Annotated in this window: 24 protein-coding genes; 9 read left to right on the top strand and 15 right to left on the bottom strand. The window is 74.7% G+C overall.

What is annotated here, in order from left to right; all coding sequences use genetic code 11:
* The first annotated feature begins 116 nt into the window (after positions 1-116).
* The 4 genes from ABD358_RS25520 to ABD358_RS25505 are packed head-to-tail and all read left to right on the top strand — an operon-like array spanning position 117 to position 3,851.
* Entirely contained in the window at positions 117-1,223 is a 1,107-nt protein-coding gene (locus ABD358_RS25520; RefSeq protein WP_344633500.1) for a sensor histidine kinase, read from the top strand.
* Positions 1,220-2,002: a LytR/AlgR family response regulator transcription factor gene (locus tag ABD358_RS25515; RefSeq protein WP_344633499.1), complete on the top strand. Its 783-nt coding sequence runs from the start codon at positions 1,220-1,222 to the stop codon at positions 2,000-2,002. The genes ABD358_RS25520 and ABD358_RS25515 overlap by 4 nt, the downstream gene beginning before the upstream one ends.
* A complete protein-coding gene (locus ABD358_RS25510) occupies positions 1,999-2,373 on the top strand; it encodes a hypothetical protein (RefSeq protein ID WP_344633498.1) in 375 nt (124 codons plus the stop codon). Before ABD358_RS25515 ends, ABD358_RS25510 begins: the two co-directional genes overlap by 4 nt.
* Positions 2,370-3,851, top strand: a complete 1,482-nt coding sequence (locus ABD358_RS25505) for a sodium/solute symporter (RefSeq protein WP_344633497.1) — start codon at positions 2,370-2,372, stop codon at positions 3,849-3,851. The genes ABD358_RS25510 and ABD358_RS25505 overlap by 4 nt, the downstream gene beginning before the upstream one ends.
* A 56-nt stretch (positions 3,852-3,907) precedes the next feature.
* Here the strand turns inward: ABD358_RS25505 and trpA are convergent, their stop codons facing one another.
* The 8 genes from trpA to hisI all read right to left on the bottom strand — a co-directional run bounded on the left by trpA (position 3,908) and on the right by hisI (position 10,376).
* Positions 3,908-4,729: a tryptophan synthase subunit alpha gene (gene trpA / locus ABD358_RS25500; RefSeq protein WP_344633496.1), complete on the bottom strand. Its 822-nt coding sequence runs from the start codon at positions 4,727-4,729 to the stop codon at positions 3,908-3,910.
* Positions 4,729-5,979: a tryptophan synthase subunit beta gene (trpB, locus tag ABD358_RS25495; RefSeq protein WP_344633495.1), complete on the bottom strand. Its 1,251-nt coding sequence runs from the start codon at positions 5,977-5,979 to the stop codon at positions 4,729-4,731. The genes trpA and trpB overlap by 1 nt, the downstream gene beginning before the upstream one ends.
* Before the next feature lie 225 nt (positions 5,980-6,204).
* The gene (gene trpM / locus ABD358_RS28510) at positions 6,205-6,357 is read right to left on the bottom strand and encodes a tryptophan biosynthesis modulator TrpM (protein WP_425576424.1); all 153 of its coding nucleotides are present in this window, start codon (positions 6,355-6,357) and stop codon (positions 6,205-6,207) included.
* Positions 6,358-6,371: 14 nt separating this feature from the next.
* Positions 6,372-7,181 carry an indole-3-glycerol phosphate synthase TrpC gene (gene trpC, locus ABD358_RS25490; protein ID WP_344633494.1) on the bottom strand — a complete coding sequence of 270 codons (810 nt, stop codon included), beginning with the start codon at positions 7,179-7,181 and terminating at the stop codon, positions 6,372-6,374.
* A gap of 278 nt (positions 7,182-7,459) precedes the next feature.
* Positions 7,460-7,702, bottom strand: a complete 243-nt coding sequence (locus tag ABD358_RS25485) for an HGxxPAAW family protein (RefSeq protein ID WP_344633493.1) — start codon at positions 7,700-7,702, stop codon at positions 7,460-7,462.
* A 48-nt stretch (positions 7,703-7,750) separates the two neighbouring features.
* Entirely contained in the window at positions 7,751-8,434 is a 684-nt protein-coding gene (locus ABD358_RS25480) for a TIGR02234 family membrane protein (protein WP_344633492.1), read from the bottom strand.
* A complete protein-coding gene (locus ABD358_RS25475) occupies positions 8,431-9,996 on the bottom strand; it encodes an anthranilate synthase component I (RefSeq protein WP_344633491.1) in 1,566 nt (521 codons plus the stop codon). The genes ABD358_RS25480 and ABD358_RS25475 overlap by 4 nt, the downstream gene beginning before the upstream one ends.
* On the bottom strand, positions 9,993-10,376 hold the full coding sequence (gene hisI, locus ABD358_RS25470; protein WP_344633490.1) for a phosphoribosyl-AMP cyclohydrolase: 384 nt from the start codon (positions 10,374-10,376) through the stop codon (positions 9,993-9,995). The genes ABD358_RS25475 and hisI overlap by 4 nt, the downstream gene beginning before the upstream one ends.
* Before the next feature lie 153 nt (positions 10,377-10,529).
* Here hisI and ABD358_RS25465 point away from each other — a divergent pair, with 153 nt between their 5' ends.
* Positions 10,530-11,168, top strand: a complete 639-nt coding sequence (locus tag ABD358_RS25465; RefSeq protein WP_344633489.1) for a TIGR03085 family metal-binding protein — start codon at positions 10,530-10,532, stop codon at positions 11,166-11,168.
* 345 nt (positions 11,169-11,513) lie between these two features.
* Positions 11,514-12,206: an MBL fold metallo-hydrolase gene (locus ABD358_RS25460; protein ID WP_344633488.1), complete on the top strand. Its 693-nt coding sequence runs from the start codon at positions 11,514-11,516 to the stop codon at positions 12,204-12,206.
* A 45-nt stretch (positions 12,207-12,251) separates the two neighbouring features.
* On the opposite strand, the gene hisF is transcribed toward ABD358_RS25460, so the two are convergent.
* The 7 genes from hisF to hisD form a co-directional block, all read right to left on the bottom strand.
* The gene (gene hisF, locus ABD358_RS25455; RefSeq protein ID WP_344633516.1) at positions 12,252-13,022 is read right to left on the bottom strand and encodes an imidazole glycerol phosphate synthase subunit HisF; all 771 of its coding nucleotides are present in this window, start codon (positions 13,020-13,022) and stop codon (positions 12,252-12,254) included.
* A gap of 95 nt (positions 13,023-13,117) precedes the next feature.
* Positions 13,118-13,849: a bifunctional 1-(5-phosphoribosyl)-5-((5-phosphoribosylamino)methylideneamino)imidazole-4-carboxamide isomerase/phosphoribosylanthranilate isomerase PriA gene (priA, locus tag ABD358_RS25450; protein ID WP_344633487.1), complete on the bottom strand. Its 732-nt coding sequence runs from the start codon at positions 13,847-13,849 to the stop codon at positions 13,118-13,120.
* Between the two features lie 20 nt (positions 13,850-13,869).
* Positions 13,870-14,511, bottom strand: a complete 642-nt coding sequence (gene hisH, locus ABD358_RS25445; RefSeq protein ID WP_344633486.1) for an imidazole glycerol phosphate synthase subunit HisH — start codon at positions 14,509-14,511, stop codon at positions 13,870-13,872.
* Positions 14,508-14,672, bottom strand: coding sequence for a hypothetical protein (locus ABD358_RS25440; RefSeq protein ID WP_344633485.1), 165 nt, complete (start codon positions 14,670-14,672; stop codon positions 14,508-14,510). Before ABD358_RS25440 ends, hisH begins: the two co-directional genes overlap by 4 nt.
* Complete coding sequence (gene hisB, locus ABD358_RS25435) at positions 14,669-15,259, bottom strand: imidazoleglycerol-phosphate dehydratase HisB (RefSeq protein ID WP_344322846.1); 591 nt, start codon at positions 15,257-15,259, stop codon at positions 14,669-14,671. The genes ABD358_RS25440 and hisB overlap by 4 nt, the downstream gene beginning before the upstream one ends.
* A complete protein-coding gene (locus ABD358_RS25430) occupies positions 15,256-16,371 on the bottom strand; it encodes a histidinol-phosphate transaminase (RefSeq protein ID WP_344633484.1) in 1,116 nt (371 codons plus the stop codon). The genes hisB and ABD358_RS25430 overlap by 4 nt, the downstream gene beginning before the upstream one ends.
* A complete protein-coding gene (gene hisD, locus ABD358_RS25425; RefSeq protein ID WP_344633483.1) occupies positions 16,368-17,687 on the bottom strand; it encodes a histidinol dehydrogenase in 1,320 nt (439 codons plus the stop codon). The genes ABD358_RS25430 and hisD overlap by 4 nt, the downstream gene beginning before the upstream one ends.
* Positions 17,688-17,856: 169 nt before the next feature.
* Here hisD and ABD358_RS25420 point away from each other — a divergent pair, with 169 nt between their 5' ends.
* From ABD358_RS25420 to ybaK, 3 genes are all read left to right on the top strand, one after another.
* Positions 17,857-19,476 (top strand): oxidoreductase, encoded by a 1,620-nt coding sequence (locus tag ABD358_RS25420; protein ID WP_344633482.1) that lies wholly within the window; start codon positions 17,857-17,859, stop codon positions 19,474-19,476.
* A gap of 119 nt (positions 19,477-19,595) precedes the next feature.
* Positions 19,596-20,351 (top strand): LON peptidase substrate-binding domain-containing protein, encoded by a 756-nt coding sequence (locus ABD358_RS25415; protein WP_344633481.1) that lies wholly within the window; start codon positions 19,596-19,598, stop codon positions 20,349-20,351.
* Between the two features lie 47 nt (positions 20,352-20,398).
* Entirely contained in the window at positions 20,399-20,917 is a 519-nt protein-coding gene (gene ybaK, locus ABD358_RS25410; protein ID WP_344633480.1) for a Cys-tRNA(Pro) deacylase, read from the top strand.
* Positions 20,918-20,965: the final 48 nt, after the last annotated feature.

The following is a 20,965-nucleotide window of genomic DNA, read 5'->3' as shown; positions in this document are numbered from 1 at the left end:
TCTCACCGGCGCGACCCCCCACCTTCGGCGCCGGGTCCGCCACCGGGTTCCAGTGGAGCCCCCCGGCTTGTGTCCGGGGGGCTCCACTGCGCCTCCGGGTGCGTTACGGTCGGCCCGTGGCAAGGAGAGCGTGGATCGGCGTCCGGCGCCGCCGGGCGGGGCGCGGCGGCCCGCCCGGGGCCGGCCCGCGTGCCGCCGTGGGCGTGCTGCGGGAGGTCCGGCTGATCGGCGCCGACCTCCAGGAGGGGCTGCACGGCAACCGGTCCGTCTCGGCCGCCCGCCGCATCCGGCGGCTGCTGGGGGTGGACGCCGTCGTCCTGGCCGACCTGGACGGGCCCGTGGCCCGGCACGGCGCGCTGCCCGCGGGAACCGACCTGGACGCGGTGCTCGCCCAGGTCTACGAGCACGGCACCACCTTCCGCAAGCCGCCGCTGTGCGCCGCCCCGCTGCTGGTGGCGGACGAGCTCACGGGGTGCCTGGTGGTCTGCTCCGCCTCCGACGGCGGGGTGCCGGAGGAGCGGGAGCTGGCCGAGGTGGCCGAGCTGGTGTCGCAGGCGCTGGACCACACCGAGCTGCGCAGTGCCCGCGCCCGGATCGCGGCGGCGGACCTGCGGACCCTGCGGGCCCAGATATCCCCGCACTTCATGCACAACGCCCTGGCCGCCATCGCCGCGCACATCCGCACCGATCCCGGCCGCGCCCGCCGGCTGCTCACCGACTTCGCCGACTACCTGCGCTACAGCTTCTCCACCGTGGGCGACTACGTGACGGTCGCCGCCGAACTCCAGGCCACCCAGACCTACCTGGAGCTGCAGCGGGCCCGGTTCGACGACCGGATGGAGATCACCGTGCGGATGGCCCCGGAGATCCTGCCCGTCGCCATCCCCTTCCTCGTCGTCCAGCCCATAGTGGAAAATGCCGTGCGCCACGGGCTGGAGAAGAAGGCCGGGCCCGGACACATCAGCGTCTCGGGGTTCGGCGAGGGCCCCCTGTGCGTCATCGAGATCGAGGACGACGGGGTGGGCATGGAGCCGGAACTCGCACGAGCGATCCTCGCCGGAGTCGGCCCTCCCGCCAGGGGCGTCGGTCTGGCCAACGTCGACCGGCGGCTGCGCACCGTCTACGGACCGGAGTACGGCCTCGTCATCGAGACCGCGCCCGGCAACGGCACCAAGGTGACCATCAGGGTGCCGCGATTCATGCGAGGAGTGGTTACGGATTGAGCAGCTCTGCACGGGCTCTTAGGGTCCTCGTCGTCGAGGACGAGACCTCCACCCGCGAGGAACTCGCCGACCTCCTCACCGACATCCCCGAGACGGGCGAGGTCCACGCGGCCGAGAGCGGCGCCCGCGCCGTCCAGCTGCTGGGCGCGCACGCCTTCGACGCCGTCTTCCTGGACATCTCCATGCCCGGCCTGGACGGGATGGACGTGGCGCGGGTGATCAGCCAGCTCTCGTCCCCGCCCTCCATCGTCTTCGTCACCGCCTCGGAGTCCCACGCCATCGAGGCGTTCGGCATCGGCGCGGTGGACTACCTCCTCAAGCCCATCCGGCCCGAGCGGCTGGCCGAGTCGGTGTCCCGGGTGTGCGCCGCCCGCCGGGCCGCGGCGAACGGCGGCGCGCGGGAGGAGCCCCGCGACGAGCTGGCGGTCGTCCAGATCGACCACGGCCGCCGGACGGTGTTCGTGCGGCGCGACGACGTCCAGTTCGTGGAGGCGCACGGCGACTACATACGGCTGCACACCGCCCAGGGCACGCACCTCATCCGGCTGCCGCTGTCCTACCTGGAGGAGATCTGGGCCCCGGCCGGGTTCGTGCGGGTGCACCGCGGCTACCTGGTGGCCGTCGGCTGGGTCCACGACCTGCGGGTCACCAGCTCGTCGGGGCTGGTGGCGTGCACTCCGGCGGGTGACGTGCCGGTCAGCCGCCGGCACGCCCGGGGGCTGAAGGAGCAGTTGCTGGAGGCGGCCCGCAGGGGACAGCTGGGCAGGGCGGCCAGGTGAGCGGCGCGCGCCGGGTGAAGGTCACCAGCCCGCAGACCCGTATCGCCCTGGCCCGCGGCCACCGGCGGCATCCGCAGCTGCTGCCGCTGCCCGCCCCCGCCGACGCCGAGGCCGCGCGGGCGGTGTTCGCCGCGCAGCGCCGGACCGCCCTGCGGACCGTGGCCCTGCTGGGGGTGGTGCTGTTCGGGTCCAGCGGTGCGGTGGCGGCCCTGCCGGCGCTGGACCGGGTCTCGGTGTGGGGTCTGCCGCTGTCCTGGCTGGTGCTGGCCTTCGCCACCTATCCGGTGCTGCTGCTGCTCGCCCTGTGCCACGTGCGGCGCGCCGAGCGGGCGGAGGACCGCGGCGGCGCCGGCCGGGCGGGCGGCCCGTGACCGCCTCGGCCGCCGTGGCGGCGATCGGCCTGGTCCTGGCGGCCAGTCTGGCCATCGGCCTGTACGGGGTGCACGCCGCCCGCACCAGCCCGGACTTCCTCGTCGCCTCCCGGCGCATCGCGCCCGGCTGGAACGCCATGGCGATCGCCGGGGAGTACGTCTCGGCCGCCTCGGTGCTCGGGCTGGCCGGGATGACGCTCAAGGACGGGCTGGGCGCGATGTGGTACGCGGTCGGGTTCACGGCCGGGTACGTGGCGGTGGTCGCGCTGGTGGCCGGGCCCATGCGGCGCTCGGGCGCGTTCACCGTGCCGGACTTCGCGGAGTACCGGCTGGGGTCGCCCGCGGTCCGCAAGCTGTGCGGGCTGATCGTCCTGGTGATCATGTGGCTCTATCTGGTGCCGCAGTTCAAGGGCGCCGGGATGGTCCTCCACCTGGTCAGCGGCACCCCGTACTGGGTGGGCGTGGTGCTGGCCGGGCTGGTGGTGAGCGCGTCGATCGCGGTGGGCGGCATGCGGTCGGCCACCTACGTCCAGGCCTTCCACTACCTGGTCAAGCTGCTGTTCATCGCCGTGCCGGCGGTCTACCTGCTGGTGCACGTCGGTGCGGAGACCCGGGCGGAGGCGCTGCGCCCGGTCCCCGCCGGGGACCTGGTCTCCGAGCACTGGAACCGCCCGCTGATCGACCTCCAGGGGGCGGGGCTGCCGCTGCTGTCCACCTGGTCGGTGCTGCTGGCGACCACGCTGGGCGCGATCGGGCTGCCCCATGTGATCATGCGTTTCCACACCAGTCCCACGGCCCGGGCCGCCCGCCGGGTCGCCGTGGTGGTGATCGGCCTGCTGGGCGTCTTCTACCTGTTCCCGGCGGTCTACGGGCTGCTGGGGCGGGTCTTCACCCCGCACCTGGTGTACAGCAACGCCACCGACACCGTCTCGGTCGTCCTGCCGGGGGAGGCGGTGCCGGGGGCGCTGGGCAGCGTGCTGACGGCCCTGGTGGCGACCGGCGCGTTCGCGGCGTTCCTGTCCACCTCCTCCGGGCTGCTGCTGGCCCTGGCCGGCGGGCTCTCCCACGACCTGTTCGGCGGGGGCGTGTCCAGGCTGCGGGCGGCGGTGGTGGTGGGGGCGCTGGTGGCGGTGCTGCTGTCGCTGCCGGCCGGGCACCTGGACATCAACGTCGTGGTGGGCTGGGCGTTCGCGGTGGCGGCCTCCACGTTCTGCCCGCTGCTGGTGCTGGGCATCTGGTGGACCCGGCTGACGGTGGCGGGCGCGGTGTGCGGGCTGGCCGCCGGTGCGGTCACGGCGACGGGGGCGGCGGTGCTGTCGGCCGTCACGCAGCCGTCGTCGGCCTGGCTGACGGTGCTGCTCGCCCAGCCCGCGGCCTGGACCGTCCCGCTGGCCTTCCTCACCATGATCGCCGTGTCGCTGCGCGGCACTCCGGCCGACTGGGCCGAGCGGGCCGTCCTGCGGCTGCACGCGCCCTGAGGCGCCCCGGTGCCGGGGCGTCCCAGGGCGCGTCGCCGGGAAGCGGCGGCCGCGGGCTACCGGCGTCCGCCGCGGACGCCCTCGGCGAGTTCGGCGGCCAGCTCCCGGACCGCGGCCAGGCCGGCGTCCGGGTCGCCCGTGTGGTCCAGCAGGCGCTTGACGAAGGCCGAGCCGACGATCACGCCGTCCGCGAAGGAGGCGACGTGGGCGGCGTGGGCGGCGCTGGAGACGCCGATGCCGACGCACACCGGCAGGTCGGTGGTGGCGCGGACGCGGCCCACCAGCGCCTCCGCCTCCTGCCCCACCGATTCGCGGGTGCCGGTGACGCCCATCAGGGAGGCGGCGTAGACGAAGCCGCTGCCCGCCGCGGTGATCTTCGCCAGCCGCTCGTCGCGGCTGCTGGGGGCGACCACGAAGACGGTCGCCAGGCCGTGCTGCTCGGCCGCCTTCCGCCAGGCCTCGGACTCCTCCACGGGCAGGTCGGGCAGGATGCAGCCCGCGCCGCCCGCCTCGGCCAGCTCGGCGGCGAACCGCTCGGGGCCGTAGCGGTCCACCGGGTTCCAGTAGGTCATGCACAGCACCGGCGCTCCGGTGGCGGTGTGCGTCTCGCGCACGGTCCGCATCACGTCGGCGATCCGCACGCCTCCGCGCAGGGCGATGTCGTCGGCGGTCTGGATGACCGGCCCGTCCATCACGGGGTCGCTGTGCGGCAGGCCGACCTCGACGATGTCGCAGCCGCTCTCCAGCAGGGCCGTGCAGGCGGCGATGCCGCCGTCCACGGTGGGGAAACCGGCGGGCAGGTAGCCCACCAGCGCGGCCCGTCCCTCGTCCTTCGCCGCCGCCAGGACGCGTCCCAGCAGCTCCGCCTGCCCCGCCATCACTCGGCCCCCTTCGCGGTGTCCGCACCGTCGTAGAGCCCGAAGTAGCGGGCGGCGGTGTCCATGTCCTTGTCGCCGCGTCCGGAGAGGTTCACCAGCAGCAGCGCGTCCGGTCCCAGTTCGCGGCCCACTTCCAGGGCTCCGGCGAGCGCGTGCGCGCTCTCGATGGCCGGGATGATGCCCTCGGTCTCCGACAGCAGGCGCAGGGCCCGCATCGCCTCGTCGTCGGTCACCGGGCGGTACTCGCCGCGGCCGGTGTCCTTCAGGTAGGCGTGCTCGGGGCCGATGCCGGGGTAGTCCAGGCCGGCGGAGATCGAGTACGGCTCGGTGATCTGCCCCTCGTCGTCCTGGAGGACGTAGGAGCGCGAGCCGTGGAGGATGCCCGGTTCGCCCGCGGTCAGCGTCGCCGCGTGCTCGCCGGAGTCCACTCCGTGCCCGGCGGCCTCCAGGCCGATCAGGCGGACGGAGGTGTCGGGGATGAAGGCGTGGAACAGGCCGATGGCGTTGGAGCCGCCGCCGACGCAGGCCAGCACCGCGTCCGGCAGCCGTCCGGCGCGTTCCAGGATCTGCCGCCTGGCCTCGACGCCGATGACGCGGTGGAAGTCCCGCACCAGTGCCGGGAAGGGGTGGGGGCCGGCGACCGTGCCGAACAGGTAGTGGGTGTGGTCCACGTTGGCGACCCAGTCGCGGAACGCCTCGTTGATGGCGTCCTTCAGGGTGCGGCTGCCGGAGGTGACGGGGACGACCTCGGCGCCCAGCATCCGCATCCGGGCGACGTTGAGCGCCTGGCGCTGGGTGTCGATCTCGCCCATGTAGACGGTGCACTCCAGGCCGAACAGGGCGCAGGCCGTGGCCGTGGCGACGCCGTGCTGGCCCGCGCCGGTCTCGGCGATGACGCGGGTCTTGCCCATGCGCTTGGTCAGCAGCGCCTGCCCCAGCACGTTGTTGATCTTGTGTGAGCCGGTGTGGTTGAGGTCCTCCCGCTTGAGGAAGACCCGGGCGCCGCCCGCGTGCTCGGCGAACCGCCGCACCTCGGTCAGCGCGCTGGGCCGGCCCGTGTAGTTGACGAGGAGGTCCTCCAGTTCGGCGGCGAAGGCCGGGTCGGCCTTCGCCTTCTCGTACTCGGCCGCCACCTCGTCCACGGCGGCGACGAGCGCCTCCGGGATGAATTTGCCGCCGAACGCGCCGAAGTACCCCTCGGCGGTCGGCACCCGGCCCTCGGGGTCGGGAACGAAGAAGTCGGTGGACATCCGACATGCTCCTTGCCGGGGCGTGTGCCCCAGAGAACGCGGTCAGAAGGAAGGTGCCCGTCCGCCTCCCCGGCCGCGGGCCCGGCGGAGCGGGCGTGACGGCGGTTCAGGGGGCGGTGCGCGGGCGCGCGGTGGGCGCGCGGTGGTGCCGCGCGCCCACCGGGGAGGCCGGGGACCGGGAACGCCCGCGTCCGCGCCGTCGGGAGACGGCGGAGGGGCCCGGTCTCAGCGCGCGGCTGCCGCGCGCCATCGCCTTCCGTTGATCTGACCCGGCTCGCAGCCGATGTGGTAGCGCACGCGCCGCCCCAGCACCCGGCGCGCGGGCGCGCGGCAGCCGCGCGGCCGGCAGCCGCGTGCGAGGCGTGCGTTCAGGGTCATCGGGGCGGCTCCGCTCAGTTCCCGCCGTGCCGCAGGGCGGGGTGGGCGCCGGCCGCGACCAGGTCGGCGACGGCGGTCTTCGGGTCCTTGCCGGTGACCAGCGACTCGCCGACGAGCACCGCGTCGGCGCCCTCGTTGGCATATGCGATCAGGTCGTGCGGGCCGCGTACGCCCGACTCGGCGACCTTGACGATGCCCTCGGGGATCTCGGGGGCGACCCGGGCGAAGGTGCCGCGGTCCACCTCCAGGGTCTTGAGGTTGCGGGCGTTCACGCCGATGATCTTCGCCCCGGCGTCCACGGCCCGCTCGGCCTCCTCCTCGTCGTGCACCTCGACCAGGGGGGTGAGGCCGATGGACTCGGCCCGCTCCACCAGCGACACCAGCGCCGGCTGGTCGAGGGCCGCCACGATCAGCAGGGCGAGGTCCGCGCCGTACGCGCGCGCCTCCCACAGCTGGTAGGAGGTGACGATGAAGTCCTTGCGGAGGATGGGGAGGTCCACCCTGGCGCGCACGGCCTCCAGGTCGGCCAGCGAGCCGCCGAACCGGCGCTGCTCGGTCAGCACCGAGATGACCGCCGCGCCGCCCGCCTCGTAGTCCGCGGCGAGCCCGGCCGGGTCCGCGATGGCGGCCAGCGCGCCCTTCGACGGGCTGGAGCGCTTGACCTCGCAGATCACCCGGACGCCGTCGCCCCTCAGCGCGGCCGCGCCGTCGCGCGCCCGCGGCGCCCGGGCGGCGCGCTCCTTGAGCTCGTCCAGGCTGACGCGCGCCTGCCGCTCGGCGAGGTCGGCCCGGACCCCGTCGATGATCTCGTCGAGCACACTCACGCGAGCGGCCCCCTTCCTGGCTGGCTCGGGTCCCTGCGCCGGGCGCGGGGCTGGTCTGTCACCGCACTGCGATGGTATCCGTCTCCGCGGGGTGGGCCCGCATCCGGTCCGCCGGGATCCCGCATGCCGGACGGCGCCCCCGCCGCGGAGGGCGGGACACGGAGGCGGGACACAGCGGCGGGACACGGCCCGGACGGACACGGAGAAGGCGGGTACGCGGAAGGCGCGGCGCCGCACGCGACGGCACCGCGCCGGACGAGCCGCCCCGGGCGGCCCCGCTACGACTGCTGCGCCCGCTCCTTGGTCTCGGTCAGCCGGCCCTGCTCGTGCTCCGGCTGGCCCAGCCCCATCGAGCGCATCACCAGTCCGGCGAGGGCACCGAGGAGGATGATCGCCACTCCGGCCCAGAATCCCACCGGATCGGCCGTCACGGTGAAGACCGAGGCGACGCAGAAGCCGATGAACGAAATGGTGACGCCGGTCCAGGCGGCAGGAGTGTGTCCGTGGTTGTTGCCCGCCATTGAGTGCTCCTCGTAGGTCCGATCTGGGGTCGCTCACCGGCCATTGTGTCAGGGAGTGTTTCCGCCGCTTCCGGCGGTGGGGTCCTCGCCCCGGTCGAGGGCCTTCCACAGCTCCTCGGGGCGGTCCGGGTCGGCGGCCGGCCGCCGTCCCCGCGCCGGGCGGGAGGCTCCGGCGCGCTCGTGGCGTCCCGACATGGCGGGCCAGGCGCGCCCGTGGCGCAGCGCCAGCACCCCGGCGGCCAGCAGCAGGACGCCTCCGGCGGCGGCCGCCCACGGCCACGGGCCGAAGGAGACGGACTCGACCGCGCCGTGGGTCAGACCGGTGACCTCGGCCGCCTCGTCCTCCAGCGCGGCCCTCCCCCGCCCGCCCGCGAGGGCCAGGGGGACGGCCGCGGCGGTGCCCGCGCCGCACAGGGCCAGCAGCCCGGCGACGAGCGTCCGGCCGGTGCGGCGGACGGCGAAGACGGCGACCAGCGAGGCCAGGGCGACCAGGGCCAGGGCGGCGGGCAGCCCGGTCACCTCGCCGCCCGTGACCTCGACCGGCAGCCCGCCCTGCGCCAGGACCGCGGTGCCCTCGCCCCACACCCCTCCCGAGGACGCCAGGACCGCGGCGGCGCCGAGCACGCCGCAGGCCAGCGCGGCGGCGAGCGCGCGCCGGGGTCCGGCGGAGGCCGCCCGGGCCGGGGACGCGGGGGACGCGGAAGGGGTGTCGGGGGGAGGCGGGGATGTCACTCCCCCACGCTACCGCCGAGCCGTCCGGCGGCGCGCACCGCCCTGAGCACGGCCGCGGCCTTGTTGCGGCACTCGGCGTCCTCCGCCGCCGGGTCGGAGTCGGCGACGACGCCGGCGCCCGCCTGGACGTAGGCCTTCCCGTCCCGCAGCAGGGCGGTGCGGATGGCGATGGCGGTGTCGGCGTCGCCCGCGAAGTCCAGGTAGCCGACGCAGCCGCCGTACAGGCCGCGGCGGGTGGGCTCCAGCTCCTCGATGATCTGCATCGCGCGCGGCTTGGGCGCTCCGGAGAGCGTGCCGGCCGGGAAGCAGGCGGTGAGGGCGTCGAAGGCGGTGCGGCCCGGCGCCAGCCGCCCGGTCACCGTGGAGACGATGTGCATCACATGGCTGTAGCGCTCGACCGACATGAAGTCGACGACCTCGACGCTGCCGGGTTCGCAGACCCGGCCCAGGTCGTTGCGTCCCAGGTCGACGAGCATCAGGTGCTCGGCGCGCTCCTTGGGGTCGGCCAGCAGCTCCTCGGCGAGCGCGGCGTCCTCCCGGGGGGTCGCGCCGCGCGGGCGCGTGCCGGCGATGGGGTGCATCATGGCGTGCCCGTCCTCGACCTTCACCAGCGCCTCGGGGCTGGAGCCGACCACGTCGAAGCCGTCGAAGCGCAGCAGGTACATGTACGGGCTGGGGTTGGTCGCGCGGAGCACGCGGTAGACGTCGAGCGCGCTCGCCGGGCAGGGCGCCTCGAACCGCTGCGAGGGCACCACCTGGAACGCCTCGCCCGCGCGGATGCGCTCCTTGATGTCCTCCACCGCCTCCTGGTAGGCCCGCCCGCCCCACAGGGCGGTGTACTCGGGCAGCTCGGACGGCGGCAGGGGGGCGGCTTCGGCGGGCACGGGACGGCCGAGGTCGGCGGTCATGGCGTCCAGGCGCCGCACCGCGTCGGCGTACGCCTCGTCCACGCCGGTGTCGAGGGCGTTGTGGTTGACGGCGTTGGCGATCAGCAGCACGGTGCCGTCGCGGTGGTCGAGGACCGCGAGGTCCGAGGTGAGCATCATGGTCAGCTCGGGCAGCCCCAGGTCGTCGCGGGCGCTGTCGCCGATGCGCTCCAGGCGGCGCACGATGTCGTAGCCGAGGTAGCCGACCATGCCGCCGGTGAAGGGCGGCAGGTCGGTGTCGCGGTGCAGGTCGCGGGGGGTGTGGAGGGCCTCGACCGTGGCGCGCAGCGCCGCCAGGGGGTCGCCGCCGGTGGGGACGCCGACCGGCGGGGCGCCCAGCCAGTGGGCCTGCCCGTCGCGGACGGTGAGCGTGGCGGAGGTGCGCACGCCCACGAAGGAGTAGCGCGACCAGGTGTGCCCTCCCCCGCCGCCCACGGCGTGGGAGGCGCCCCCGGCCGCCGACTCCAGCAGGAAGGTGCCGGGGCGTTCGGCGGCGAGCTTGCGGTAGAGGCCGATGGGGGTGTCGCCGTCGGCCAGCAGGCGGCGGGTGACCGGGATGACGCGGCGGTCCTTGGCGAGCGTGCGGAAGGTGTCCGGGTCGGGGGCGGTGCCGGTGCCGGTGTGCGTGGCGGTCATGCCGGGGCGCCCTCCCGGCCGTTCCCGGAGCCGCCCAGCGGGAGCTCGCCGGCGTCGAAGCAGGTCCGGTCGCCGGTGTGGCAGGCGGCGCCCACCTGGTCGACCTTGACCAGGAGGGTGTCCCCGTCGCAGTCCAGGGCCACGGACTTCACGTACTGGACGTGCCCCGAGGTGTCGCCCTTGACCCAGTACTCGCGGCGGCTGCGGCTCCAGTAGGTGCAGCGGCCGGTGGTGAGGGTGCGGTGCAGCGCCTCGTCGTCCATCCATCCCAGCATCAGCACCTCTCCGGTGTCGTACTGCTGGGCGATGGCGGGCACCAGGCCGTCGGGGTTGCGCTTGAGGCGGGCGGCCACGGCTGGGTCGAGTGGTGATCGGGGCATGGGGCCATTGTGCCGCCGGACGTCCGCGCGCCGCGACGGCCTTCCGGTCCGCGGACGGGCCCGGCGGGGGCGAGGGGGCGGGCGTGCCGCCGGACGGTCCGGCGGCGGCGCGGTGCCGTGGCGCGGGCCGGGGCGCGGTCGTAGGCTGATCACATGTCGACCCACGCCAGGCGCGAACGCCTTCTGCTGGCCGATCTGTTGGAGAGCGCCGGGCCCGAGGCGCCCACCCTGTGCGAGGGCTGGCGGACCCGGGACCTGGCGGCCCACGTCGTGGTGCGCGAGCGCCGCGCGGACGCGGTCGGGGGCATGCTGGTCAAGGCGCTCCAGTCCCGGACGGAGCGTGTGCGGTCCGAGTTCGCCGCCAAGCCCTACGAGGAGCTGATCCAGCTCATCCGCACCGGGCCGCCGAGGATGTCGCCCTTCACCCTCAAGCAGGTCGACGAGGCGGCCAACACCGTCGAGTTCTTCCTCCACGGCGAGGACGTCCGGCGCGCGCAGCCGGACTGGACCCCCAGGGAGATCGATCCGGTCTTCGCCGACGCCCTGTGGAGGCGGCTGGAGACCGCCGCCCGTCTCTACGGCCGCCGGTCCCCGGTCGGTCTGGTGCTGCGCCGCCCCAACGGCCAGGTGACGGTGGCGCACAGGGGCACGCCCGTCGTCACCGTCACGGGCGAGCCCTCGGAGCTGCTGGTCTTCGTCTCCGGCCGGCAGGACGCGGCGCGGGTGGAGCTGGAGGGCGGCGAGAAGGACGTCGAGCGTCTCCGGGGGGCGCGGCTCGGCCTGGAGCTGTGAGTCCGGGGCCGTCGGCGCCGCGGTGACGCCCCGGGCGGCCGGCATGCCCGCGGTGACGGTCGCGGACATGCCGGCCGGCTGCGTCCCGGGCGTTCGCGGCACGGGCTCGCCCCGTCGCGTGTTCCCGTCCCGCCGTCCGGGAATCCGGTCCGCGTCCCGGTCCGGTGACGCGCCCGGTTCCGCCTCGCGGCGCCGCGGGAGGCTCCCCGATTCTTCCGGGCTCCGGAGACCGGTACGGCCGCGGCCCCCGGAAGGGGTGCGTCCGCCCGTCCGGTGCGCCGGGCGGGTTGCGCCGACGGCGGACGGCGGGGCGGGGGCGGCCCGCGCCGCGCGTAGGTTGGCCGCATGGAGACGACCCCTGTACGGCCCGGACTGCACATGTTCGCCTTCCCCGTGGGGCAGGCGTACCTCTGGCACGAGCACGGTTCGCTGACGCTGATCGACACCGGTCCCGCCGGAGCCGGGGCGGACATCGTCGCGGCCGTCCGGGAGCTGGGGCACGAACCGGGCGACATCGACCGCGTGGTGCTGACCCACTTCCACGAGGACCACACCGGCGGCGCCGCCGAACTCGCGGCCCTGCCCGGGGTGACCGTCATGGCGCACCGGCTGGAGGCCCCCGTCGTCCGGGGCGAGGTGCCCGGCCCGCCGCCGGACTTCACCGACGCGCCCGACTGGGAGCGGGCCCTGTACGAGGGGCTGCCCGACCTCCCCCCGGCCCCGCCGTGCCGCGTCGACCGCGAGCTGGAGGACGGCGACGTGCTGGACTTCGGCGGCGGCGCCCGGGTGGTGGCCGTGCCGGGGCACACCGACGGCAGCATCGCGCTCCACCTGCCCGGCCCCGGCGTGCTGTTCACGGGCGACACCGCCGCCAACGTCGGGGGGAACACCATGCCGGGGGTGTTCAACCTCGACCGCGCCCGGATGCTGGAGTCCTTCCGCCGCCTGGCCGCGCTGGAGACGGACACCGCCTGCTTCGGCCACGGCGACCCGATCACCGGCGGCGCGGGGGAGGCGCTGCGGAGGGCCGCGGGCTGACGTCCCCGGCCGCCGCCCGGTGCGGGCGGCGGCCGGGGCGCCGCGTCAGCGCACCGGGTGGCCCGCCTCGCGCAGGGTCTCCTTGACCTGGCCGATGCGCAGGTCGCCGAAGTGGAAGACGCTCGCGGCCAGCACCGCGTCGGCGCCCGCCTCCACCGCCGGGGGGAAGTCGGCGAGCCGGCCCGCGCCGCCGGAGGCGATCACGGGGATGGTGACGTGCCTGCGGACGGCGCCGATCATGGCGATGTCGTAGCCGTCCTTGGTGCCGTCGGCGTCCATGGAGTTGAGCAGGATCTCCCCGGCGCCCAGCTCGGCCGCCCGGTGCGCCCACTCCACCGCGTCGATGCCCGTGCCGCGCCGGCCGCCGTGCGTGGTGACCTCGTAGCCCGACGGCGTCGACGTCCCCTCCGGGCAGCGGCGGGCGTCCACCGAGAGCACCAGCACCTGGCTGCCGAAGCGTTCGGCGATCTCCCGGATCAGCTCCGGGCGGGCGATGGCGGCGGTGTTGACGCCCACCTTGTCGGCGCCCGCGCGCAGCAGCCGGTCCACGTCCTCGGCGGTGCGCACGCCGCCGCCCACGGTCAGCGGGATGAAGACCTGCTCGGCGGTGCGCCGCACCACGTCGTAGGTGGTCTCGCGGTTGCCGGAGGAGGCGGTGATGTCGAGGAAGGTCAGCTCGTCGGCGCCTTCCGCGTCGTACACCTTGGCCATCTCGACCGGGTCGCCCGCGTCGCGCAGGTTCTGGAAGTTGACCCCCTTGACGACCCGGCCGCCGTCCACGTCCAGGCAGGGGATGACTCGTACGGCCAGGGACATCGGGGGACGCTCCTTCACGTCGCGGGAGGCACCGGTCCGCGCCTCGGCCGGCGGGCGCGGGCCGGCGGGGCCGGGCACGGCCGCTGCGGGGTCCGTCACCGGGACACCGCCTCCAGCGCCTCCTCCAGGGTGAACGCCTTGGCGTAGAGGGCCTTGCCGACGATGGCGCCCTCGACGCCCTGCGGCACCAGGGAGGCGATCGCCCTCAGGTCGTCGAGGGAGGAAACGCCTCCGGAGGCGACGACCGGGCGGTCGGTGGCGGCGCAGACGTTCCTCAGCAGCTCCAGGTTGGGGCCCTGGAGGGTGCCGTCCTTGGCGATGTCGGTGACGACGTAGCGGGCGCAGCCCTCGGAGTTCAGCCGCTCCAGCGTCTCGTAGAGGTCGCCGCCGTCGCGGGTCCAGCCGCGTCCGCGCAGGGTGGTGCCGCGGACGTCCAGGCCGACCGCGATCCGCTCGCCGTGCTCGGCGATCGCCTTGGCCACCCACTCGGGGCTCTCCAGGGCGGCGGTGCCCAGGTTGACCCGTGTGCAGCCGGTGGCCAGCGCGGCAGCCAGCGTCTCGTCGTCGCGGATGCCGCCGGAGAGCTCCACCTTGATGTCCATCGCGCGGACGACCTCGGCGATCTGCTCGCGGTTGCTGCCGGTGCCGAACGCCGCGTCGAGGTCCACCAGGTGCAGCCACTCGGCGCCCGCCCGCTGCCAGGTCAGGGCGGCCTCCATCGGGTCGCCGTAGGAGGTCTCGGTGCCGGACTCGCCGTGGACGAGGCGGACCGCCTGTCCGTCACGGACGTCGACGGCGGGAAGGAGTTCGAGACGGTGGGTGCTCATCGGGTGGCGGTCCTCAAGTCCTAGAGGGTGTCGATCCAGTTGGTCAGCAGCTGAGCGCCGGCGTCGCCGGACTTCTCGGGGTGGAACTGGGTGGCCCACAGCGGGCCGTTCTCCACGGCGGCGACGAACCGCTCTCCGTGGGTGGCCCAGGTGACCTTGGGGGCGGGCATGGCGGCGTGGGTGGCCTTCAGCTCCCACTCGCGCACGGCGTAGGAGTGCACGAAGTAGTAGCGGGTGTCGGCGGGCAGGCCCGCGAACAGCCTGGAGTCGCCGGGGGCCTCGACGGTGTTCCAGCCCATGTGCGGCACGACGTCCGCCTTGAGCGGGCCGACCGTGCCGGGCCATTCGCTCAGGCCCTCGGCCTCGACCCCGTGCTCGATGCCGCGGGCGAAGAGGATCTGCATGCCCACGCAGATGCCCATCACCGGGCGTCCCCCGGCGAGGCGGCGTTCGACGACCCAGTCGCCGCGGGCCCGGCGCAGGCCCGTCATGCAGGCGGCGAAGGCGCCGACGCCGGGCACGAGCAGGCCGTCGGCGTTCATCGCGGCGTCGTAGTCGCGGGTGATCTCCACCTCCGCGCCGACCCGGGCCAGGGCCCGTTCGGCCGACCGCACGTTGCCGAAGCCGTAGTCGAAGACGACGACCCTCTTCTTCTCCGTCATGACCACACCTCCAGGCGCAGGGCTCCGGCGACCAGGGACAGGGCGGATCCGATGCCGAGCAGCGCGACGACCCCCGTGGGCATCCCCTGCTTCCGGAAGGAGATCGCGCCGCCGAGCAGGAAGAGCCCCACGAAGATCAGCAGCGTGGAGACGCCGTTCACAGCGCGCCCTTGGTGGAGGGGATCCCGCTCTGCCGCGGGTCGATCTCGCTCGCGTAGCGCAGGGCGCGGGCGAGCGCCTTGAACTGGCACTCCACGATGTGGTGCGCGTTGCGCCCGTAGGGGACGTGGACGTGCAGCGCGATCTGCGCCTGGGCGACGAACGACTCCAGGATGTGCCGGGTCATCGTGGTGTCGTAGGAGCCGATCATCGGCGCCATGTTCTCCGGCTCGGTGTGCACCAGGTAGGGGCGTCCCGACAGGTCCACGGTCACCTGGGCGAGGGACTCGTCCAGCGGTACCGAGGCGTTGGCGAAGCGGACGATGCCGCGCTTGTCGCCGAGGGCCTGCCGGAAGGCGGCGCCCAGGGCCAGCGCGCTGTCCTCGATGGTGTGGTGGCTGTCGATGTGGAGGTCGCCCTCGGTCTTGACCGTGAGGTCGAACAGGCCGTGGCGGCCGAGCTGGTCGAGCATGTGGTCGTAGAAACCGACCCCGGTCGACACGTCGACCTTCCCGGTGCCGTCGAGGTCGATCTCGACGAGGACGGACGTCTCCTTGGTGGTGCGCTCCACGCGGCCCACGCGGCTCATCGGTCGTTCTCCTTCAGTACTGCGCGCATCGCGTCGAGGAACGCGTCGTTCTCCGCCGGGGTGCCCGCGGTGACCCGCAGCCGGCCCGGCACTCCGTTGTCCCTGACCAGGACGCCCCGGTCCAGCAGGGCCTGCCATACGGCACGGGCCCCGCCGGGACCGTCGAAGCGTCCGAACTGCACGAAATTGGCGTCGGATTCGGTGACCTCGCAGCCCATGGCGCGCAGCTCGGCCACCAGGCGGTCCCGCTCGGTCTTGAGCTGCTCGACATAACCGAGCAGCGTGTCGGTGTGTTCCAGCGCGGCGAGCGCGGTGGCCTGGGTGACGGCGGACAGGTGGTACGGCAGGCGGACCAGCTGCACGGCGTCGACGACGGCCGGGTGGGCGGCGAGGTAGCCCAGCCGCAGCCCGGCGGCGCCGAACGCCTTGGACATGGTCCGCGAGACCACCAGGTGCGGGCGGCCGTCGATCAGGGGCAGCAGCGAGGGGCGGTGGCTGAACTCGCCGTACGCCTCGTCGACGATCACCAGCGAGGGCCTCGCCGCCTGCGCCGCCTCGTACAGGGCCAGCACGGTGTCGGCGTCGACGGCCGTGCCGGTGGGGTTGTTGGGCGAGCAGACGAAGACCACGTGCGGGCGCCGCTCGGCGATGACCGCCCGCGCCGCGTCCACGTCGAGGCGGAAGTCGTCGTGGCGCGGTCCGGAGATCCAGCCGGTGCCGGTGCCGCGGGCGATCAGGGCGTGCATCGAGTACGAGGGCTCGAAGCCGATCGCGGTGCGGCCCGGTCCGCCGAACGCCTGGAGGAGCTGCTGGAGCACCTCGTTGGAGCCGTTGGCGGCCCACACGTTCTCCGTGCCGACCTCGTACCCGGTGGTGCGGGTCAGGTAGCGGGCCAGCCCGGTGCGGAGCTCGACGGCGTCGCGGTCGGGGTAGCGGTTGAGTTCGCGGGCGGCCTCGGCGACGCGTTCGGCGATGCGGGCCACCAGCGGCTCGGGCAGCGGGTGGGGGTTCTCGTTGGTGTTCAGGCGGACGGGGACGTCGAGCTGCGGCGCCCCGTAGGGGGACTGGCCGCGCAGCTCGTCCCGGATGGGCAGGTCGTCGATGCCGGTCACTTTCCCTCGGGCACCTTCCAGTCGAACCTCGCCTTGAGGGCCGCCCCGTGCGCGGGCAGATCCTCGGCCTCCGCCAGGGTGACCACGTGACGGGCCACGTCGGCCAGCGCGTCGCGGGTGTAGTCCACGACGTGGATGCCGCGCAGGAACGACTGCACGGACAGGCCGGAGGAGTGGCAGGCGCAGCCGCCGGTGGGCAGCACGTGGTTGGAGCCGGCGCAGTAGTCGCCGAGCGAGACCGGGGACCAGGGGCCGACGAAGACCGCGCCGGCGTTGCGGACCCGGGCGGCGACGGAGGCCGCGTCCTCGGTCTGGATCTCCAGGTGTTCGGCGGCGTAGGCGTCCACCACCGCCAGGCCCTGGTCCAGGTCGTCGACCAGGACGGTGGCGGACTGCCGTCCGGTCAGGGCCTCGGTGATGCGCTCGGCGTGCTTGGTGGCGGCCACCTGGGAGGCGAGTTCGGCGTCGACCGCGTCGGCCAGCGCCTCGGAGGGCGTGACCAGGACGGCCGCGGCCAGCGGGTCGTGCTCGGCCTGGCTGATCAGGTCGGCGGCGACGTGGCGGGCGTCGGCGGTGTCGTCGGCGAGGATCGCGATCTCGGTGGGGCCGGCCTCGGAGTCGATGCCGATGCGGCCCTTGAGCAGGCGCTTGGCGGCGGCGACCCAGATGTTGCCCGGTCCGGTGACGAGCTGGACGGGGCGGCACTCCTCGGTGCCGTAGGCGAACATGGCGACGGCCTGGGCGCCGCCGGCGGCGTACACCTCGTCGACGCCCAGCAGGGCGCAGGCGGCCAGGATCGTGGGGTGCGGCAGCCCGCCGAACTCCTTCTGCGGGGGCGAGGCGACGGCCAGCGAGCCGACCCCGGCCTCCTGCGCGGGCACCACGTTCATCACCACGGACGACGGGTAGACGGCCCGGCCGCCGGGCACGTACAGGCCCACGCGCTCGACCGGCACCCACCGCTCGGTGACGGTGCCGCCGGGGACGACGCGGACGGTGGAGTCGGTGCGCCGCTGGTCGCGGTGGACGGTCCGGGCGCGGCGGACGGACTCCTCCAGGGCCTCGCGCACCGCCGGGTCGAGTTCCTCCAGGGCCTTCTCCAGGGCCTCGGCGGGGACCCGGAGGCGCTCCAGCCGCACGCCGTCGAAGCGCTCGTTGTACTCGATCACCGCCGCCGTGCCGCGATGGTGCACGGCGTCGCAGATCGGCCGCACCTTCTCCAGGGCGGCCTCGACGTCGAGTTCGGCTCGGGGCAGCAGGTCCCGGTCGACCCCGTCCGCGGCGAGGTCGCGGCCGCGCAGGTCGACTCGGGTCATGGATACGGATCGAAGCACGTGTCCCAGTGTCTCAGACGTGATCGGGTGGCCGGTCCGCCGTATCAGTGCGTGATACGCGGGCGCACCCGGGGGGAATCCTGTTGTCGGTGGCGACCGGTAGTGTCCGGAGCGTCACCCGGTGCCGTCTGCGACTTGGGGGAAGTGCGTCGTGAGCGAGTCTCTCACCGGCGGGGATCCGCCTCCCGGACTGCGGCTGACCACCGCGGAGTGGGGCATGTGGCAGGCCTTCCGCAACGGCAGCGAACACGATCTGCGCTCGGGCGAGCCGGAGCTGGACGACCCGAACGGCGACCACGAGTGGGGGCCCCAGCGGACGGTGCGGGCCAGGGTCGTCGCCCTGCTGCTGCTGCACGGGCCGCCTCCCCTGCTCGGGCGTGTCGCCTCCCTCCAGCTGACCGGCGCGTACGTCACCGGGAGGCTGGACCTGTCCGGGGGGACGGTCGAGCCGTACGTCGAGTTCAAGCAGTGCCGCTTCGAGGAGGAGGTGCTGCTGCACGAGTGCCGCCTGGTGACGGCCCGGCTGGTCGACTGCCACATACCCCGGCTGGAGGCCGCCCGGATGAGCACCGAGGGGGACCTCCACCTGCCGCGCTGCACCATCCCCGGCGGTGTCCGGCTCACCGACGCCTCCATCGGCACGGACCTGCTGCTGAACGAGATCACGGTCGGCAGCGGCAGCCGCACGCGGTCGTTCTCCGCCGACGGGATCCAGGTCGCCCAGGACCTCCAGGCCAGTCTGATGCTGGCCTCCGGGGAGGTGAGCCTGCGCGGCGCGGAGATCGGCGGCTCGCTGTTCATGTACGGCAGCGTCCTGCGCAACCGCGACGGGCAGTACGCGCTGTACGCCCCGCAGATGACCGTGGAGCACTTCGCGCACTTCGCCACCTCCGGCCCGCACCACCTGCCGGTCGTCCACGGCGCCACCCCGCCGGACGGCACCGCCTGGCCGCCCCCGGGGGACGACAGCCACATGGCGCGGCGCGTCAAGCGCTTCGAGTGCACGGGCGGGATGAAGCTGGACGACGGGAAGTTCGGGGACTCCCTGGTGCTGGACGACGCCCGTTTCAACCTGGAGCGCGACCAGGAGCTGTCGCTGCGCCGGATCCAGACCGCGGAGCTGTGCTTCACCCCGGAGCGGCCCGCCAGGGGCCGGGTGGTGCTGGCGGGGGCGACGGTGGACAACCTGGTGGACAGGGTGGAGAGCTGGCCGGTGGGCGAGGGCCTGTGGATGGCCGGGTTCACCTACCAGAACCTGATACCCCGCGGGCCGTTCACCCTCGCCCAGCGCCTGGAGTGGCTGGCGACGGCCACCCCGGAGTACGCGCCGGAGCCGTACGAGCAGCTGGCGGCGGTGATGCGCAACAGCGGGGAGGACGCGGACGCCCGCGCCGTCCTGCTGGCCAAGCAGCGCCGCCGCCGCGAGACGCTCCCGCCGGCCGCGAAGCTGTGGGGCTACCTGCAGGACTGGACGGTCGCCTACGGCTACCGGCCGGGACAGGCCGCCCTGTGGATGGCGGTCCTGTGGGCCTCGGGGACGCTGTACTTCGCCCGGACCCCTCCGGAGCCCCTCAAGCCCGGGGAGTCCCCGCCGTGGAACGCCCCGCTGTACGTCCTGGACCTGCTGCTGCCGGTGATGGACCTGGGCCACGCCGCCCACTGGAAGCCGGAGGGGGCCTACCAGTGGGCCGCCGCGGCGATGATCCTCCTCGGCTGGGTGCTGGCCACCACGGTCGCCGCCGGGGCCACGCGGCTCCTGCGGCGGCAGTGACGGCGGGCGCGGCGGGACGCGGCGGGGCGCGAGGGGCCCCGGCGGCGCGGGCGTGGAGCGGCCGGGACGGGCGGGCGGCGGCGCGGTGCGCGCCGCGGCGAGGGCTTAGGCTGCGGACTGTGACCACCACCCGACTGCCGCTCTTCCCCCTCAACACCGTGCTGTTCCCGGGACTGGTGCTGCCGCTGAACGTCTTCGAGCAGCGCTACCGCGCGCTGGTGCGCGACCTGCTGGAGGTCCCGGAGGACGCGCCGCGCCGCTTCGGGGTGGTCGCCATCCGGGACGGCCGCGAGGTGGCGCCCACCGCGATCGGGATGCCGGACCGGACGGCGCTCTCCCAGGCCGGTCCGGCGGCGGGGTTCGGCCCCGACCCGATACGGGCCTTCCACACGGTGGGCTGCGCCGCCGACGTCGCGACCATCCGCGAGCGCCCCGGCGAGGACGGCGGCGACGGCGGCTACGAGGTGCTCGCCACCGGCACCATCCGCTTCCGGCTGCTGTCGGTCGACGCCTCGGGCCCGTACCTGGTCGGCGAGGTGGAGGAGCTGCCGGAGGACGACGGCGAGGGGGCGGGCGCGCTCGCCTCCGGGGTGCTGCGGGCGTTCCGCGCCTACCAGAAGCAGCTCGCCGGCGCGCGGGAGCGGACCCTGGCCGGGGGCCAGGAACTGCCGGACGAGCCCTCCGTGGTGTCGTACCTGGTCGCCGCCGCGACCGTCCTGGACACCCCGACCAAGCAGCGGCTCCTCCAGGCCCCGGACACCGCCACCCGGCTGGCGGACGAGCTGAGAATCCTGCGGCGCGAGACGACGCTGATCGGTAGGCTCCCGTCGGTTCCGGCGGCGGACCTCACCCGCCTGCCGACCAGTCCGAACTGACGCCGCCCCGGCGGACGCGAGTCCGGCCGGGAGCGGTCCCCACAGCGATGCGAGGCGTGCAGGGCGTGGCCAGGAAGAAGCAGAGACCGGCATCCGGCGGCACCCCGGCGACGGTGGCCGCCACCAGGGCGGGCGTGGAGTTCACGCTCCACTCCTACGAGCACGACCCGGCGGCGGCCTCCTACGGCGAGGAGGCCGCCGAGGCGCTCGGGGTGGCTCCCGAGCGGGTGTTCAAGACGCTCGTCGCGGACGTCGACGGCGCGCTGACCGTGGCGGTCGTCCCCGTCTCCGGCTCGCTGGACCTCAAGGCGCTGGCGGCGGCGGTCGGCGGCAAGCGGGCCGCGATGGCGGATCCGGCCGCGGCCGAGCGCGCCACGGGCTATGTGCGCGGCGGGATCTCCCCGCTGGGCCAGCGCAAGGCGCTGCCGACCGTCGTGGACTCCTCCGCCGGGCGGCACGGCACGGTCTGCGTCTCGGCCGGGCGCCGCGGGCTGGAGATCGAACTGGCGCCCGCGGACCTGGTGAAGCTCACCGGCGCCGTCACGGCGCCGATCGCCCGTCCCTGAGTCCGGTCCCGAGCCCGTCCCCGGGCCCGGGCGGTGCCGTACGGGTGC

The organism is Streptomyces glaucosporus, assembly GCF_039533345.1.
GTDB lineage: Bacteria > Actinomycetota > Actinomycetes > Streptomycetales > Streptomycetaceae > Streptomyces > Streptomyces glaucosporus.
Note: the sequence above shows the minus strand (reverse complement) of the source record. Positions and strands in the feature narration are given on the sequence as shown.